The 17,286-nt window shown below is 64.0% G+C and carries 14 protein-coding genes; 6 read left to right on the top strand and 8 right to left on the bottom strand.

Annotated elements, in window-relative coordinates:
* Positions 1–89: 89 nt before the first annotated feature.
* Positions 90–1,289: an NAD(P)/FAD-dependent oxidoreductase gene (locus tag M727_RS36305; RefSeq protein WP_245268531.1), complete on the bottom strand. Its 1,200-nt coding sequence runs from the start codon at positions 1,287–1,289 to the stop codon at positions 90–92.
* Between M727_RS36305 and M727_RS0112280 the strand changes: the two genes are divergently transcribed.
* From M727_RS0112280 to M727_RS0112260, 5 genes are all read left to right on the top strand, one after another.
* The gene (locus tag M727_RS0112280) at positions 1,248–2,006 is read left to right on the top strand and encodes a TetR family transcriptional regulator (RefSeq protein ID WP_245268530.1); all 759 of its coding nucleotides are present in this window, start codon (positions 1,248–1,250) and stop codon (positions 2,004–2,006) included. The genes M727_RS36305 and M727_RS0112280 overlap by 42 nt on opposite strands.
* A gap of 689 nt (positions 2,007–2,695) precedes the next feature.
* Positions 2,696–6,082, top strand: coding sequence for a helicase-related protein (locus M727_RS0112275; RefSeq protein WP_027152936.1), 3,387 nt, complete (start codon positions 2,696–2,698; stop codon positions 6,080–6,082).
* Between the two features lie 14 nt (positions 6,083–6,096).
* Entirely contained in the window at positions 6,097–6,483 is a 387-nt protein-coding gene (locus tag M727_RS0112270) for an RNA-binding S4 domain-containing protein (RefSeq protein ID WP_027152935.1), read from the top strand.
* A 252-nt stretch (positions 6,484–6,735) separates the two neighbouring features.
* The gene (gene fdxA, locus M727_RS0112265; RefSeq protein ID WP_023803892.1) at positions 6,736–7,074 is read left to right on the top strand and encodes a ferredoxin FdxA; all 339 of its coding nucleotides are present in this window, start codon (positions 6,736–6,738) and stop codon (positions 7,072–7,074) included.
* Positions 7,075–7,541: 467 nt separating this feature from the next.
* On the top strand, positions 7,542–8,123 hold the full coding sequence (locus M727_RS0112260; protein ID WP_027152934.1) for a CarD family transcriptional regulator: 582 nt from the start codon (positions 7,542–7,544) through the stop codon (positions 8,121–8,123).
* A gap of 104 nt (positions 8,124–8,227) precedes the next feature.
* On the opposite strand, the gene M727_RS0112255 is transcribed toward M727_RS0112260, so the two are convergent.
* The 3 genes from M727_RS0112255 to M727_RS0112245 all read right to left on the bottom strand — a co-directional run bounded on the left by M727_RS0112255 (position 8,228) and on the right by M727_RS0112245 (position 10,613).
* Positions 8,228–9,001, bottom strand: coding sequence for an amino acid ABC transporter ATP-binding protein (locus tag M727_RS0112255; protein ID WP_027152933.1), 774 nt, complete (start codon positions 8,999–9,001; stop codon positions 8,228–8,230).
* Positions 8,998–9,678 carry an amino acid ABC transporter permease gene (locus M727_RS0112250; protein WP_027152932.1) on the bottom strand — a complete coding sequence of 227 codons (681 nt, stop codon included), beginning with the start codon at positions 9,676–9,678 and terminating at the stop codon, positions 8,998–9,000. The genes M727_RS0112255 and M727_RS0112250 overlap by 4 nt, the downstream gene beginning before the upstream one ends.
* A 161-nt stretch (positions 9,679–9,839) precedes the next feature.
* Positions 9,840–10,613 carry an amino acid ABC transporter substrate-binding protein gene (locus M727_RS0112245; RefSeq protein WP_027152931.1) on the bottom strand — a complete coding sequence of 258 codons (774 nt, stop codon included), beginning with the start codon at positions 10,611–10,613 and terminating at the stop codon, positions 9,840–9,842.
* Positions 10,614–10,959: 346 nt separating this feature from the next.
* Here M727_RS0112245 and M727_RS0112240 point away from each other — a divergent pair, with 346 nt between their 5' ends.
* Positions 10,960–11,823 (top strand): RNA polymerase factor sigma-32, encoded by an 864-nt coding sequence (locus M727_RS0112240; protein ID WP_027152930.1) that lies wholly within the window; start codon positions 10,960–10,962, stop codon positions 11,821–11,823.
* Positions 11,824–12,054: 231 nt separating this feature from the next.
* On the opposite strand, the gene M727_RS0112235 is transcribed toward M727_RS0112240, so the two are convergent.
* From M727_RS0112235 to thiB, 4 genes are all read right to left on the bottom strand, one after another.
* Positions 12,055–13,482: a M48 family metalloprotease gene (locus M727_RS0112235; protein WP_051505606.1), complete on the bottom strand. Its 1,428-nt coding sequence runs from the start codon at positions 13,480–13,482 to the stop codon at positions 12,055–12,057.
* Positions 13,483–13,773: 291 nt separating this feature from the next.
* The gene (thiQ, locus tag M727_RS0112225; RefSeq protein WP_084646709.1) at positions 13,774–14,544 is read right to left on the bottom strand and encodes a thiamine ABC transporter ATP-binding protein; all 771 of its coding nucleotides are present in this window, start codon (positions 14,542–14,544) and stop codon (positions 13,774–13,776) included.
* Positions 14,541–16,160 (bottom strand): thiamine/thiamine pyrophosphate ABC transporter permease, encoded by a 1,620-nt coding sequence (gene thiP / locus M727_RS0112220; protein ID WP_027152927.1) that lies wholly within the window; start codon positions 16,158–16,160, stop codon positions 14,541–14,543. Before thiP ends, thiQ begins: the two co-directional genes overlap by 4 nt.
* 93 nt (positions 16,161–16,253) lie before the next feature.
* Entirely contained in the window at positions 16,254–17,267 is a 1,014-nt protein-coding gene (gene thiB, locus M727_RS0112215) for a thiamine ABC transporter substrate binding subunit (RefSeq protein ID WP_027152926.1), read from the bottom strand.
* Positions 17,268–17,286: the final 19 nt, after the last annotated feature.

The following is a 17,286-nucleotide window of genomic DNA, read 5'->3' as shown; positions in this document are numbered from 1 at the left end:
CGTCGGCCTGTTGCCGGTGACTGTTGCACGGGTCGATCTAACCGCCCACACGGCCGAGTTCGAGGCCGGGATCCGGATTACTCCGGCTGTCAGGCGACACGCTTCAGCCCTGGTTCGGCTGCCGGCTTGGTCTGGGCGACTGGACCCGGCTGGCGCGAAGGTGCCGGCAGGCGGGCAAGCGACGCCCGGCTGAGGCCCGACAGTTTCAAGGCGATGCGACGCTTCAGAAATGGAGTGAGATTCAGCGCCGAAAGCACGAGATTGCGGACGAACCGCTTCACCGAATTGCGGGAAAGCGCCATCTCCGTCATCATGCCCGCCAGTTCAAGCACCTCCTGGGCCGCCGGGCGGCGCAGCGTTTCGTAGAGGTCGAGCGCGGTTTCCGGGCGCACGCCGTTCACCACGTCGCCAAGCAACTGGCCAAGCACGACCGCGTCGATGATGCCGGTGTTCATGCCTTGCCCTCCCGCCGGGCTGTGCACGTGCGCGGCATCGCCGATAAGGAACAGCCGGTCCTTGCGGTACGAGCGGACCAGGCGGTGATGCACGCGAAAACGCGAGCTCCACGCCAGGTCGAGCACCCGGGTTCTTTTCTTGGTCGGACCACGGCTGTCGAGCAGCGCCTGGATGTCGGTGACCGCGGGGTTTTCCGGTGCGTCATCCATTGTCGCGACGACCCGGTACGAACCGTCCGGGAGCGGCGCCACCACCACCAGCCCGGCCGGTGCAAAGAACAGCGACACTTCCGTCGGCCCAACCGGCCAGTCGAGACGAACATCGGCGAGTACGAACGAAGCGTCATAGGCCGCGCCGTCGAACTCGATGCCGGTCGACCTGCGCACCAGGCTGTGCATGCCGTCGGCACCAACGACGTAGCGTGCCGATATCAGTTTCTCGCGGCCGTTCTCGATCACCGTCACGTGTGCGCCGTCAGCGTCCTGAACGACTGCCTTGGCCTCGACCGAGCGATGAATCACGCCGCCCAGGGCTGCGATCCGTTCGGCGAACACCTGCTCGGTCAGGTTTTGAGGCAGCATCATCAGATAGGGATGCCTCGAAGGAAGCTTGCTGAAATCGAGCTTGAGCAGCCCCCGGTTGCGGTCGCGGATGGTGAAATTCTGCAGCTTCAGGGCAAGTTCGCTCAGCCGCTGCGCGACGCCGAGAGGCTCCAGCGTTTCCAACGTCTGCGCGTGGATGACGCCAGCCCGCGAGGTCTGGAGGCCCTGCGCCAGTCTATCGATCAGGACATGATCGACACCGGCCTGGTGCAGCACGATGGACAGCGCCATGCCGGTCGGACCGGCGCCAACGATCAGGACTTCGGTGGTTTCGGGCAACATTTCTCTCTCCATTTATCAACGATCGTTGACTTTATAGTCGAAGCCATTGCATTTGTCAACGGCTGTTGGCATAAGCATTTCATGACCGAGAATCAGCCGAAAAAACCCGGCAAGTCGGACCGCACGCGCGCCAAAATCCTGGAGGCCGCGAAGCTCCTGTTCGCCGAGCACGGCTATGAGGGCGCCTCGATCCGTGACGTCGCGGCGCATGCCTCGATCGATCCGGCCATGGTGATCCGCTATTTCCGCAGCAAGGACGAGCTGTTCGCCAGGGCGGCGGTCGTCGACCTGCAATTGCCGGCACTGCGGGTGATCGACCGAAACGCCATCGGCGAAACGCTGATCAGGCGTTTTCTTGAAGTCTGGGAGGGCCCGGCCAGCGGCCCTGGCATGGCAATTCTGCTGCGTTCGGCGACGTCGAACGAATTCGCCGCGGAAAAATTGCGCGACGTATTTGGCAACCAGGTGAGGCCGGTGATTGCGGCGGTCGCTGACCCCGCCGATGCGGGTCGACGGGCCGGGCTCGTTTCGAGCCAGTTGCTGGGTCTGGCGATGTGCCGATACCTGCTGCGGCTTCCGCCCGTCGTCGCCCTGTCGCACGACGAAATTATCCAGGACGTCGGCCCTACTTTGCAGCGCTATGCCGTGGGAGAAGATGCGCCTTGAATAAGCCGGGCTGGCAGTCTGGTCCTCGTGCAGCGACTGCGCCGACCGATGGACGTGACGCCGATTTGTGCCGAAGCGGCACGCAAAAATTAGCGGCGGCCGTGCAGCCTGTGCAAAACCCTGTTCACGGCGTGTGGATACTCGGTGGAAAACCTGTTCACGACACAACATATTGGGGTGAACAAACCGGGAAACATGCGCCAGCGCCGATTCGTAGCCGTTTCGTTCCGGCTTTGAGCGCACCGTTAACGACAAAGGCTGAAAACATCCCCAAATCGTTAAGGCGCGTTAGGAAAGAATTAATAATTTCAGAATGTTGGATGACGCCCGCCGACCTGCGTCGATCGTTCAGCCGCAAAGGTTAACGGCGACGTCAGCCCTGCATGAAACGGGCCAGTTCGGCGATTCAGCATGTGGTGAGACTCGTCGGCGAAAAATCCAGATGTAGCCGTGAACAAAACCTGAATCTGCGCGAGTCAGCGATTCGTAGCCGATTCGTTCCAGACTCGTTCCAACTGTTAAATCGAAACGGCGAAACGGATTGTCGACGCCGACGGAAGGCTTCGAGGTGCCATCGGAATATTCTGCTTTCGCTTCGCGCCCGAAATCCCTATGTGTCGGCTGTCACCCGCGCCACCACGGGGCGCGCTCCCGACAACGCGAGGCAGAGAGCCTTAATTTCCAGGTCGATGAACATCCAGCCGAAACACACTGAGCCACTGATCCTGTCAGGCCGCGACGTGACCGCTGTGCTCGGGCCGACCAACACCGGCAAGACCCATCTCGCCATCGAGCGCATGGTGGCGCATGAAAGCGGCATTATCGGCCTGCCGCTCAGGCTGCTCGCCCGCGAGGTCTATTCACGCGTCTGCGAGAAGGTCGGCGCTCACAAGGTGGCGCTCATCACCGGTGAGGAGAAGATCCAGCCCGACGGCGCCAGATATTCGGTCTGCACCGTGGAAGCCATGCCGCGCGAGACCGACGCCGCCTTCGTCGCCGTCGACGAGGTCCAGCTGGCCGGCGATCTCGAGCGCGGCCACATCTTCACCGACCGCATCCTGCATCTGCGCGGCCGCCAGGAGACGCTGCTGCTCGGCGCAGCGACCATGCACGGCATCCTCCAGCGTCTGCTGAAGGGGGTGTCGGTGGTGACGCGGCCGCGGCTGTCGCATCTCGCCTATGCCGGCTCGAAGAAGCTGACCCGCCTGCCGCGACGTACGGCGATCGTCGCCTTCTCCGCCGACGAGGTCTATGCCATCGCCGAACTGATCCGCCGCCAGCAGGGCGGTGCGGCAGTCGTGCTTGGCGCGCTATCGCCGCGCACCCGCAACGCGCAGGTGGAGCTGTTCCAGTCGGGTGATGTCGATTATCTGATTGCCACCGATGCGATCGGCATGGGCCTCAACCTCGATCTCGATCATGTCGCCTTCGCCCAGAACCGCAAGTTCGACGGCTACCAGTATCGCAACCTGACGGCGGCCGAGCTCGGCCAGATCGCCGGCCGCGCCGGCCGGCACTTGCGCGACGGAACTTTTGGCGTCACCGGCCAGGTCGATCCACTGGACGAGGAACTGGTCAAGAAGATCGAAGCGCATGATTTCGACCCCGTGAAGGTGCTGCAATGGCGCACCGCGCGTTTCGATTTCGCCAACCTCGACGCTCTGAAGCGCTCGATCGAGACCAACGCGCCGGTTGAAGGCCTGACGCGCGCGCTGCCGGCGGTCGATGCGCAGGCGCTCGAACATCTGTCCCGCGACGAGGACATCCGGGCGCTTGCCACCGACGCCAGGCGCGTGGCGCTGTTGTGGGAGGCCTGCGCCCTTCCCGATTACAGGAAGATCGCCCCGGCTCAGCATGCCGACCTGATCGCCTCGATCTACATGGACCTTGCCAGGCATGGCCATGTCGACGAGAATTACATGGCCGAGCAGGTGCGCCGCGCCGACACCACCGAGGGCGACATCGACACGCTGTCGCACCGGATCGCCCAGATCCGCACTTGGACTTTCGTTTCCAACCGGCCCGGCTGGCTGGCCGATCAGGCACACTGGCAGGAAAAGACGCGCGAAATCGAAGACAGATTGTCGGATGCGCTGCATGAGCGGTTGACGAAACGCTTCGTAGACCGCAGGACTTCCGTCCTCATGCGGCGCCTTAGAGAAAATACCATGCCTGAAGCCGAAATCAGCCCAACCGGAACCGTCCTCGTCGAAGGCCACCATGTCGGCGAGTTGCAGGGGTTCCGCTTCACCGCCGACCAGAGCGCCGGCGGCGAGGACGCCAAGGCGGTGCGCACAGCGGCCCAGAAGGCGCTTGCAGCCGAATTCGAGGCGCGGGCCGAACGCTTCGGCGCCTCGGCCAATGGCGACATCGCGCTCGGCTCCGACGGCACGCTGCGCTGGATCGGCGCGCCGATCGGCACGCTGATCGCAGGCGACGAGCCGTTGAAGCCACGCCTGGTGCTGCTGGCCGACGAGCAGCTCACCGGTCCCGCCCGCGACAAGGTCGCGGCGCGCGCCGAGCGCTTCGTCAATTTCCAGATCGAGTCGCTGCTGAAGCCGCTGGTCGACCTCAAGAACGCCGAGCAGATCACCGGCATCGGCCGCGGCATCGCCTTCCAGCTCGTCGAGAATTTCGGCCTCATCAACCGCCGCGACATCGCCGAGGAGATGAAGTCGCTCGACCAGGAAGGCCGCGCCGCCCTGCGCCGGCTCGGCGTGCGCTTCGGCGCCTACCATGTCTTCGTGCCCGCGCTGATCAAGCCGGCCCCGGCCGGACTGGTGACGCTGTTGTGGGCGCTGCAGAACGACGGCAAGGACAAGCCTGGCTTTGGCGACGTGGTTCACGCGCTGGCCTCCGGCCGCACCTCGGTGGTCATCGATCCCACCTTCGACAAGACCTTCTACAAGCTGGCCGGCTACCGCAATCTCGGCCGTCGTGCGGTGCGCGTCGACATCCTCGAACGGCTGGCCGACCTGATCCGGCCCGCAACCAACTGGAAGCCGGGCCTTGGCCAGCGCCCCGACGGCGCCTATGACGGTCAGTCCTTCATGGTGACGCCGCCGATGATGTCGATTCTCGGCGCCACGGCCGACGACATGGAAGAGATTCTGAAAGGCCTCGGCTACCGGGCCGAGCCGAAGCCGGCTGTCGAGGTGAAGGCACGGCTCGAGGCACAGGACAATGCCGCGCGCGAAGCCGCCGCGGCCAAGCAGGCGGCGGAGGCACAAGCCGAGCAGGCCAAGGCAGCGGAAACCGCGATTGCCGACGCAGCCGCCGAGGCGCCGGCCGACAGTGCAGAGCCGGATGCAGTGGCAGAAGCCACGGCGGAGGCTCTCGCGGAACCCGCTGCCGAAGCGGAACCTGTCGCAGAAGCTCAGCTGCAAAGTCCGCCTGAGGTCACGGTAGAGGGACTGCCTGCAGCTGAAGCCGCAGCTCGAGAGGCAGCACCCGAAACCGCCGTGCTTGAGGTCGCACCGGCGGAGCCGGCTTCCGAAGCCTCGCCCGCAACGGCAGCAGTCTCGGCCGAACCTGCCGCGGCGGCGGAAGCCGCCACCGGCGAGGCTGCTCCAGAGGCCGAGAAAGAGGCAGAGGAACCAAAACCCATCCTGTTGTGGCGGCAGGGCCGCTTCGACCAGCGCCCACGCCACCGCCACCACGACAACCGGCCCCGTGACAGGGACAATCGCCCGCGCAGCCCACAAGCCGCGCGCGATGGCCGCAGCAACGCGCCGGCAGAGGCCGGGCAGCAGGCCGGCGCACCGGGCGGCCGGCCCGCCCGTGAAGGACGCCGCGACGGCGACGGCGCCGGCAAGCCGCGCTTCGACCGCAGCAAGTTCAAGCCCAAGCCCCAGGGCGAGCCAGGCGAACGGCGCGACGGCAAGCCGCAGGGCGAGCGCCCCGATCGTCGCGAAAGCCGGCCCGACTGGAAAGGCGGCAGGCCGGACGGCAAGGGCGGCGCGCCTGGTGGAAAGTCCGCGTTCCAGCCGAAGCCTCGCGAGGAGCGTCCGGTGCGCTTCGACCCGGATTCCCCCTTCGCCAAGCTCGCCGCGTTGCGCGACCAGCTGAAGAAGTAAGTTCGTTCGCTCCGATGGTCACTGATGCCCGCCAGCGCATCGACAAATGGCTGTTCTTTTCGCGTGCGGTGAAATCGCGCTCGCTGGCGGCGAAGCTGGTGGTGGCCGGACGCGTTCGCATCAATCGCGACAAAGCAGCGCAGGCCTCCGATCTGGTCCGCCTCGGCGACGTCCTGACCATCACTCTCGAGCGGCGCATCTTCGTCTGGAAGGTGCTCGGCACCGGCAGCCGGCGCGGTCCCGCCGAGGAAGCGCGCTTGCTCTACGAGGATATCTCGCCGCCGCCGGCACCAAAGGGCGAGGCCGTTCGCGATGCGATCCCCGCGCTGCGTGATGCCGGCAGCGGCCGCCCGACCAAGAAGGAACGCCGGGAGACCGACCGGTTGTTCGGCGACGACTGACGCATAACCGGCTTTCGTCGCATCCCCGGCAGGAAATCCATTCCGGAAACACCGGCATCACGCGCAATGGCTGCCCTTGCAAGCGGCAGGCAAAGACGTTACCTCACCAAGAAAGCCTACCGCATCGGCCCACAAATCGATATCGATTTTCCAAGAGCACGATGCGTGGATTCAAAGTGTTAGAGCGTACCTTATGCGTCCGATTGGACGCCACGTCGCCCTGATAAAAACGGGACGTCCCGGAGCCGACCGATGACCTATGTCGTGACCGATAATTGCATAAAATGCAAATACATGGACTGCATCGAGGTCTGTCCGGTCGACTGTTTTTATGAGGGCGAGAACATGCTCGTCATTCATCCCGACGAGTGCATCGACTGTGGCGTCTGTGAACCGGAATGCCCGGCCGACGCGATCAAGCCGGACACCGAGCCAGGGCTCGACAAATGGCTGCAGATCAACACCGAATACGCCGATAAATGGCCCAATATCACCGCCAAGAAGGAGCCTCCGGCCGACGCCAAGTCCTTCGATGGCGAGGCCGGCAAGTTCGAAAAATATTTTTCCCCCGAGCCCGGCCAGGGTGACTAGCGCTCGACCGCGAAAATCGAAATCGATTTTCGGAAGGACTATGCGCCAGATCAAAGTGTCACAGCGTCCTTGCGCGTCCAAAACGGGCGCGTGGCACCGTAATGGCGACGCCGGTTTGATCGGCGTCACGCGTGCTGACAGGCACCGCACGTTAACTGCCTTGACAGGCGGAGATCGCGCTTGACCTTCGCGCGTGCAGCAAAACCTTGATTCTTCCGACTTTTTGTGCTACACGAACCAGACATGCCGGTGACACAACGTCGATTTATGGCGCAAACGCCCCAAATCACTGAAAGGTGAATTTTTCAATCCGGACCAGAGTGATCTGGGGCAGGCAGTCGCGACTATGCGATTTGCCGCCCTCGGCTTTTCCGGTGGGTTTGTAGTTGTGCGGCTAACGATCGGTACCCGATCGCGCGAGTTCGACCGGCAGAATGCCGGTTCCACACCAAGGAGTTCATGGCGTAATGGCAACAATCACCCCGCAGAAGAAGTCCAGCGCAGCGCGTCACGGTTTTAAGACCGGCGAGTACATCGTCTATCCGGCGCATGGCGTTGGCCAGATCGTCTCGATCGACGAGCAGGAAGTTGCGGGCCACAAGCTGGAACTGTTCGTCATCGACTTCCAGAAGGACAAGATGCGTCTGAAGGTCCCGGTCGCCAAGGCGACCTCCATCGGCATGCGCAAGCTGTCGGAAGAGGATTACGTCGATCGCGCGCTGAAGGTCGTGCAGGGCCGCGCCCGCGTCAAGCGCACCATGTGGTCGCGCCGCGCCCAGGAATATGATGCGAAGATCAATTCCGGCGACCTGATCTCGATCTCGGAAGTTGTGCGCGACCTCTACCGCGCCGACAATCAGCCGGAGCAGTCCTATTCCGAACGCCAGCTTTATGAGGCGGCACTCGACCGCATGGCGCGCGAGATCGCGGCCGTCAACCGCATGTCGGAAACCGAAGCGGTGCGCCTCATCGAGGTGAACCTCAACAAGGGTCCGAAGCGCGGCGCCAAGGCCGACAACGAAGAAGCCGAGCAGGAAGAAGCAGCCTGAGCGCTTCTCGCCTTCGAATTTGGAAAAACCCGGCCTCGCGCCGGGTTTTTTTGTTGTTTGTGATGGTCACCCCAAAACCGCTACGCCGTTTTGGGCGACATGCATTAACCCTCGCCGCCGCCTTCCTTCTCCGCCTCCTGCTTCAGCGTCGCGATGAACCGCTTGGTTCGCTGGCGCTCCGGATTGCTGAACAAAACCGCGGCGGGGCCTTTCTCGACGACGCTGCCGGCGTCGAGGAACACCACCTCCTGCGCGATTTTGGAGGCGAGGCGCAAATCATGCGTCGCCATCACCATGGTGGTGCCCTCGCTGGCGAGCTGGCCGAGCACGTCGACCACCTCCTGCGCCAGTTCCGGATCGAGCGCCGAAGTCGGCTCGTCGCACAGCAGCACTTTCGGCGATGGCGCCAGCGCCCGGGCGATCGCCACGCGTTGCTGCTGGCCGCCTGACAACGTCGCCGGCCAGGCGTCGGCCTTGTGCGCCATTCCAACCTTTTCGAGCAGGGCGAGCGCCCGCTCGCGCGCTCGCCCGGCCGGCCATTTCAACACCGTCACCAGCCCCTCCATGACGTTTTCGATCGCCGTGCGGTGCGGAAACAGCTGGAAATTCTGGAACACCATGCCGGTCTGAAGCCGCAGGCGCTGGATGGCCCTGCCGGGAACCTTGCGGCCGGGATGGAATTCGAGCACGTCGTCGCCGATGCGCACCGTGCCCGAGGTCGGGATCTCGAGCAGGTTGATGCAGCGCAGAAGCGTGCTTTTCCCACCGCCCGAGGGGCCGACAAGGGCGGTGACGCTGCCTTCCTCGATGGTGACGGTCACGCCCTTCAGCACGAGATTGTCACCAAAGCGCTTCTCGATGTCGGTGAGGCCGATCATGGGCGCGCCTCGAGGAAGCCGCCATAGCGGTTGAGCCGCTTTTCCAGGCGCGTCTGCAACGCCGACAGCACCGAGCTCAGCGCCAGGTAGAGAGCCGCCGCCTCGACATAGAGGATCAGCGGCTCGTAGGTGGTGGCAACGATGCGCTGCGCCGCCTGGAACATCTCCGGCACCGTGATGGCGGCGGCCAGCGATGTATCCTTGACCAGCGAGATGAAGGTGTTGGACAGCGGCGGCACCGCGACGCGGCCCGCTTGTGGAAGGATAGTGCGTCGCATCGCCTGGCCCCAGGTCATGCCGATCGAATAGGCCGCCTCCCACTGCCCCTTCGGCACCGAGCCTATGACGGCGCGGATGATCTCCGACGTATAGGCGCCGATATTGAGTGTGAAGCCGATCAACGCGGCTGAAAAGGCGTCGAGCAGGATGCCGACCGAGGGCAGGCCGTAGAAGATCAGGAAGAGCTGCACCAGAAGCGGCGTGCCACGGAAGATCCAGACATAGAAGCGGACCACGGCGACCAGCGGCTTCGGGCCGAACAGCCGGACGAGCGCTGCGACCAGTCCTACGAAGAGACCGAATGCGAACGACAGCAGCGTTAGCGGCACGGTGAAGATCAGCGCGGCCCATAGCAGCGTGGGCAACGAATCCAGCATCAATTGCAGCCAGTGCGGCACGAAAACTCTCCTTGCGAGATTGCCGCCCAAAAATCGGCCCGGCAGCATCGAGGCGCGACCATAGTGTCGTCATATCACGCCAAAAGCGGCGGCCGTCAAAGACGGCTCGCCGCGATACTTTGCCATGCGGGCCGGCAACCGGCCCGCTCCGTGAAATGCGCTTACTTCGAAACGTCCTGGCCGAAGTAAGTGTCGGCGATCTTCTGGTAGGTGCCGTCGGACTTGATATCGGCCAGCGCCCGATTGATGGCGGCGACCAGTTCCGGATCGCCCTTGCGCACGAGGACGCCGGAATAGTCGGCATTTTCTTCCTGCGCGGCGATCTTCACGTTGGCGTCGGGCTTGTGCTTCTTGAAATCGAGGAAGGACAGGCTGTCGTTGATGGTGGCATCGGCGCGGCCGGTAAGAAGCAGCTGGATCGATTGGTCGAAACCATCGGTACCGACGAGTTCGGCGCCGTTCGCTTCGGCGAGCTTGCCGAAATTCGAGGTCAGCGACTGCGCCGCCTTCTTGCCCTTCAGGTCGGCAAAGCTCTTGATGTCGGTATTGTCGCCGCGCACGATCAGCACCGCCTTGGAAGCAATATAGGGATCGGAGAAATCATACTTGGCCTTGCGCTCCTCGGTGATGCCGACCTGGTTGATAACAGCGTCATAGCGCTCGGCGTCGAGGCCGGCGATCAGCCCATCCCATTTGCCTTCGAGGAATTCGGCCTTGACGCCGAGTCGCTCGGCGATCGCCTTGGCAATCTCGACGTCGAAGCCGACCAGTGCGCCCGAGGCATCATGATAGGTGAAGGGGGCATAGGTACCTTCCGTGCCGACCTTGAAGACACCGGCCTGCTTGATCTGATCGAGATTGGCGCCGGCATGGCCTGATGTGCCTGCCAGTACCTGCAGTGTTGCGGCGACGATAAGCGATTTGAGCCATTTCATTTTTCTGTGATCCCGTCATTGGCCGGCGTCCGGGGCCGGCGTCCGGCGCATTTGTGAGCGCCGGAAACCTGACAGATGCAGCCTGGCGAAATAAGGAACCAGATTTCAAAAATGAGACACTTTCGAAATCCAATTCTCAAAACCACATCGACTCACGCCAACCGGCCGAGGAGCGACCGCCGCATCGAGCTTTCGAACAGTGCAATCCACGCGACATCAGCGGCGGAACCATTCGCGCGGGTGGCACGTTTGTTGGCTGTTGTAGGGCGCGGCGTCGCCAATTCAACCACGATGCCAGCTCAGGGGCGAGCGATCGCACCGCAACGCCCGGAACAGGGAGCGTGGCATGATGGAAGATACGGCAGGGCGAACCATGGTCCGCGCGGCGATGAAAGCCCCCTATCTCGAGCGCGACGAGGAGCATGTTCTCGCGCTGCGCTGGAAGGAAAACAACGACCAGCAGGCACTGCACCAAATCGCCATGGCGCATATGCGGCTGGTTATTTCCATGGCCTCGAAGTTCCGCCACTATGGCCTGCCCCTGGGCGACCTGGTGCAGGAAGGCCATGTCGGCCTGCTGGAGGCAGCGGCCCGTTTCGAACCGGAGCGCGAGGTGCGGTTTTCGACCTATGCGACATGGTGGATCCGTGCCTCGATGCAGGACTATATCCTGCGCAACTGGTCGATCGTGCGCGGCGGCACCAGTTCGGCGCAAAAGGCGCTGTTCTTCAATTTGCGGCGCCTGCGCGCCCGCTTGGCGAACGGTGCCGAGCCGATCTCGAACACCTCGCTCTACCGCGAGGTGTCGGTGGCGCTCGGCGTCTCCGAGGCGGATGTGGCGATGATGGACTCGCGCCTTTCGGCCCCGGACAGTTCGCTCAACCAGCCGCTCGCCGACGATGCGGGCGCCACCGAGCGAATGGATTTCCTGGTTTCGGACGATCCTTTGCCGGACGAAGTCGTGGGCGACACGATCGATGTCGAACGCCGCTCTATCTGGCTGAAAACCGCGCTCGGCGCGCTCAATGCCCGCGAGCTCAGGATCATCGAGGAACGCCGGCTGAGCGACGAGGGCGCGACGCTCGAAGCCCTCGGCGAGGCGCTTGGCATCTCCAAGGAACGCGTCCGCCAGATCGAGGCACGCGCCATGGAAAAGCTCAAGATAGCGCTGGTGAAGCAAAACCCCGAGTTTCTGGCGACCGCCGCCTAGGGTGTGTTGAGATTCAAGTCAGGACGAGTCGGAGTCGAAGACGGGCGCGAAGCGACCAAACCAGGTGGTTTCCGAGAACCGGAGCGGAGCGTACATAAAGTACGTGAGCACCGGCCTACGCCGGCCGGAGCCTTAACTGCCGCGACCGCTCATGAGTGCTCCGGCCGGCGAAGGTCGGAAGCGCAGGAAATTGCCGTTTGCGGGCCGGCATCACCTGAATATCGACACACCCTATCTGTCGGTGATGATCTTGACCTTGTCGCCGGCCGAAACGGCTGCGCCGGGCGACATTGCATTGAGCACCCTGAACAGGTCGAGCTTGCGGTCGACGCCGACCATCTGCGCCGCGAGCGAACCCATGGTCTGTCCGGGACGGACCGTGACGACGCGGATATGCAGCGGCTTCAGCTCTGCTTTTTCGGCCGCGCTCAAGATCCGGAACGAGCCGCTGACCGAGCGCGCCACCGCGTCCAGCGAGGTGCTGGCGGAGGGGGCTGCCGTCAGCAGCCGGTAGACCTGGCCGCCGGCGCGGATCACCGCGATGCCGAACTGCCAGCCCTCGGCGCTGGCATGCGCCGTCGCCGCCTCGTTGCCGTTGATTGTTTCCTGGCGCACGCTGCTTTCGTCGAGACCGGCCACCCAGCCGCTGCGGAGGTAGTCGGTCAGCGATCGGTTCCTGTCGATCGAGACGCCGTCGAAGCGGATCGCTATGTCGCCCGGCCCGGTTGCCGTCACCGCCGCGGCCGAGTTGTCGATGATGAAGCCGTCGGGCACCGAGAACGACACGCCGAGCCCCGGATGCAGGAAGGTTTCGCCACGCACATAGCCTTCCTCCGGCGTATCGCCGTAGAGCAGCCCGTCTATGCCGGCGAGGAAGGCGTCGCGGTCGCGCGTGCCGACGCCGGGCGCGCCGAACTGGCGGGCATGGCGCTGCGCCAGATCGATGCGTTGCGGCGTGTTCGGGTGCGTTGCCAGGAAGTCGAGGCTGGCATCGGTGGCGCCGCTGATCGAGCGGAAATCGGTGTAGGCCGACATGGACTGCAGGAAGCGGCCGGCGGCAAACGGATCGAAGCCCGCCTCGCCGATCGACTTGATGCCGATGCCGTCGGCCTCCAGCTCCTGATTGCGCGAGAACTGGGCAAGCCGCAGCTTGCCGCGGATCAGTGCCGCCTTGGCGGTCGGGCTGTCGCCGAGCACATCCGAGACGACTTTTGTCGCAAAGCCTTCCTCGGCCTCGAGCTGCTGGCGCTGCAAGCCGTGGTTTGCAGTGACATGGCCCATCTCATGCGCGATGACCGCGGCGAGCTCGGCCGAATCGTTGGCCAGCGCCAACAGGCCGCGCGTGATGTAGAGATAGCCGCCAGGCAATGCGAAAGCGTTGACGTTGGGCGAATTGAGGATCGTGATGCGGTAGGTCTGGCTCGGGTTGGCCGAAACCACCGTCAGGCTGCCGACGACTTTGGCGACCATGCGCTCGAGCTTGGGATCGGAATATTCGCCGCCATAGGTCGCGAGGATGCGCGGATGCTGCGCCTTGGCCATTTCGGCGACCTTGCTGTTGGCGGCAACATTGTCGACGGTGACCGGTTTGCTGGAAGGCTGGAAGCCGGATTCCTGAACGTCCGGAGGCGTGAACATCTGGCAGCTTGCCAACGCCATGGCAAAGCCGGCCAGCGCCAGGAAGCGCGCCAGCGGTTTCCTTCTCACTTTGTCTGTGCCGGTCGGCAGAACAGCTTCCTTTCGGCTCTCAGCACATGGCCCGAAAATCGGGCATCGATTTTCAGATCATGCGCAAAATCAACTGCCACAGCGTCCTTCGAGCCCACGAGCGCGGATGGCACCGTAGTGGCAAATCACAACCTATGCCGGACCAGTATCGGAGGACCTAGCCACACTACTTTGACCATGGCAAGCAAACGCCACATCGCCTGAAGCCGGTTTGGCCGTAAATTATGTCCGCTTCCGGGCAACATCTCGTGATCCTGCGCCAAACGGACCTGCACCGATATAGCGCCGGAAGGCTTCCGGTCCAGCCTTGGTAAAAAAATCGGCGACAGTCCCGGTTGCGGCAACCGTGCCATTGTCCAGGAACACCATGTCCTGGCCGATACGGTGGGCGTCCTCCGGCTGATGGGTGACGAACAGCACCGTCATGCGCCGCTCCGCTTGGAGGTCGGCTACCAGATTGAGCATGTCGTCGCGCAAGGCCGGTCCGAGCGAGGCGAACGGTTCGTCGAGCAAGAGCACCGGCCGGTCGCGCACCAGGACGCGGGCGAGCGCGACGCGCTGCCGCTCGCCGCCGGAGAGTTCGCGCGGCAGGCGCTGCTGCTTGCCGGCAAGGCCGACGCGCTTGAACGCCCCGGCGATTGCAGCGTGGTCGGCCTCGGTCAGCTTGAGCGACGGCGAGCGGCCAAGGCCGACATTTCGTTCGACCGAAAGATGGGCGAAGAGATTGTTTTCCTGGAACACCATCGACACTGGCCGCGCCGAAGGTGGTTTGCCGCCGACGTCGCCGCCACCGATCAGCACGCGGCCCGATTGCGGCGTCTCGAAGCCGGCCACCAGGTTGAGCAGCGTCGATTTTCCCGAGCCGCTCGGCCCCATGATGGCGGTGATCTTCGAGGCGGCGAACTCGACATCGAATAAAAACGGCGCTTCGCCATAGCTGAACGAGGCCTTTTCCAGCCGCACAGCCGTACCGTTTTCGCTGTTGAGCATCATGATCTTTCTCCCCGTCCCAGCCAGTCCGCGGCCAGGACAAGCGCGAGACAGACCAGGCCGAGCAGCAATGCCAGGCCGGCCGCGTCCATCGTGCGGTAGCTGCCCATGCGGGCCAGCAAGAGATAAGGCAGCGTCTGCAGGGAGTCGCTGCCAAACAGGGCAATGACGCCGAGATCGCCGAGCGACAAAGCCATCGCGAACGCGAAGCCGGTGGCGAGCGGCCGCCGCAGCGACGGCCAGTCGACCAGCCGGAAACGGCTCCAGCCCGAAATGCCAAGCAGCAGACAGAGCCGTTCGTGACGTTCACTCGCCGCATCATAGCCGGGGCGAATGGCGCGGATGGCAAACGGCATCGCCATCACCGCATTGACGGCGACGACCATGACAGGGGCAATGGCAAAGACGTCGCTGACGGAACGCAGCAGCAGGAACCAGCCGGCGCCGATGACGACGGGCGGCACGACGAGGACGAAGCCGGCGCCGGTATCGGTGGCGTATTCGAGCAGCGTCCTGGCGCCGACGCGACGCCTCAAGGCCAGCGCCCGTCGTGCCATGACCAGCGACAGCGACAGCGCCACTGAAAGCAGCGCCGCCAGCAAGGCGAGCACGGCGCTGGTCAGCGCCGCTTGCCGCACCGCGCTCTCGCCGGCCAGCCGGCCGAGATCGGCGCCAAGGCCTGACGTGACCGTGGCCGCCATCGGCCCGGCGACAAACAGCAAAGCGAGAATGATCAATGCTGCGTTCAGCACGGTCTCAGCGGCGCCGGCCGAAAGATAGCGGCGCGAAGCCACCGGCAGGTTGGCGTCGCCGACGGTGTTGAAGCCGAGCCGCATCAATGCCAGCACGACGACGAAGGTCAGCGCGATCTGCAGCAGTGTCAGCGTCACCGCGCGGGCAGGATCGAAATCGAAACGCAGCGCCTGGTAGATGGCGACCTCCAGCGTCGTCGCACGCGGCCCGCCGCCCAGCGTGAGCACGATAGTAAAGGATGTGATGCAGAGCATGAAGACAAGCCCGGCGACGCCCGGCAGCGCCGCGCGCAGCGTCGGCCATTCGATCAGCCGGAAGGCGGGCCTGGCGCCGATGCCGAGCTGGCTCGCCAGCCGCCACTGGTCGGCCGGCACTGTCGCAAGCGCTTCGAGGAACAGCCGCGCGGCCAGCGGCAGATTGAAGAAGACATGGGCGACGAGTATGCCGGACAGGCCGTATATGCCCGGCCAGCCCTGACCGCCGATCGCGCTGAGCACGCCGGCGAAATAGCCGGCACGGCCATAGAGTGCCAGAATCCCGAGTGCTGCGACGATGGCCGGCAGCGCGAGCGGCACAGCGAAGAGCTGCAGGATCAGGCCGCGACCGAAGAAGCGCGGATGCCGCGACAGCGCCCGCGCCACGAACAGCGCCGGCACGACGGAGAGCAGCGTCGACAGCAATGCCTGCCACAGCGTGAATCGGGCGACGCGGAAGAGGTAGGAATCGAAGGCCGACGCGGCGCCAGACGGATCGCGTGCGCCTTCGACGATGAGCCCGGCGAACGCGCCGCCGATCAGCAGCGCAACAGCGGCAAGCGCAATTGTGCCGGCGGTGACGCGGGGGTCGGCAGGATATCCGGTACGCATGCCGCCCTGCCTAGTTCAACGATCGTCGAAGCAGAAAATATGGCTGAGGCCGAGTTCCCGGGCGCCGTAGAGTGATCATCTCTCAATCACAAGCTACTTGCTCATCACCGACAGCCATTCGTCGACCCAGGCCTTGCGGTTGGCGGCGACCTCTTCGGGGCTTAACAGCAACGTCTTGGTCGGCTTGACGAGCTTGTCGAAAGCCGGATTGAGCGGCTTCTCGGTCTTGCCGGCAGGGAACATCCAGTTGGTCTCGGGAATGACATCCTGGAATTTCGGCCCGGTCATGAAAGTCAGGAACTGTTTCGCCAACGGGTTCTTCGCACCTGATTTGGTGATGCCGGCAACCTCGATCTGCAGATACGCGCCCTCGTCGAAGGACGCTGCCTGATAGCGTTGGGTGTTTTCGGCGACCATGTGATAGGCCGGCGACGTGGTATAGGACAGCACCATCGGCGCCTCGCCCTTGGTGAACAGGCCGTAGGCCTCGCTCCAGCCCGGCGTCACGGTGAGCACCTTTGCCTTAAGCTTGGCCCAGGCTTCGGGCGCCTTGTCGCCATAAACCGACTTCACCCACAACAGCAGGCCGAGACCGGGCGTCGAGGTGCGCGGATCCTGAATGACGATCTTTTCATCGGCATTGCCCTCGACCAATTCCTTCAGGCTCTTCGGCGGCGTCTTCAGCTTTTCGGTGTCGTAGACGACGGCGAAATAACCATAGTCGAACGGCACGAAAATATCGTCGCTCCAGCCGCCCGGCACCTTGACGTCGATGACGGCACCATGCGGCGAAAACAGGCCGGTGGCCTTGGCTTCCGCCGTCAGATTGGTGTCGAGGCCGAGCACGATGTCGGCTTTGGTCGCGGCCCCTTCCAGCCTGACGCGGTTGAGCAGGGCGACGCCGTCGGCGACCGCGACGAATTCGAGAATACAGCCGCATTCGGCCTCGAACGCCTTCTTGACCGCCGGGCCTGGACCCCATTCGGCGGTGAAGCTCTCATAGGTATAGACGGTGAGTTTTTCCTGCGCGGATGCCGGCCCGGTGCCGGCGAGAACGGTCGCCGCGAGCAGCACTGCCGAAACAAGTGTGTATAAAAACGTGCGCATCGGCGCCTCCTTCGTTGGC

This window comes from Mesorhizobium sp. WSM2561 (genome assembly GCF_000513915.1).
Classification (GTDB): Bacteria; Pseudomonadota; Alphaproteobacteria; order Rhizobiales; family Rhizobiaceae; genus Mesorhizobium; species Mesorhizobium muleiense.
The sequence above is the reverse complement of the archived record's forward strand: the minus strand, read 5'-3'. Positions and strand labels throughout refer to the sequence as shown.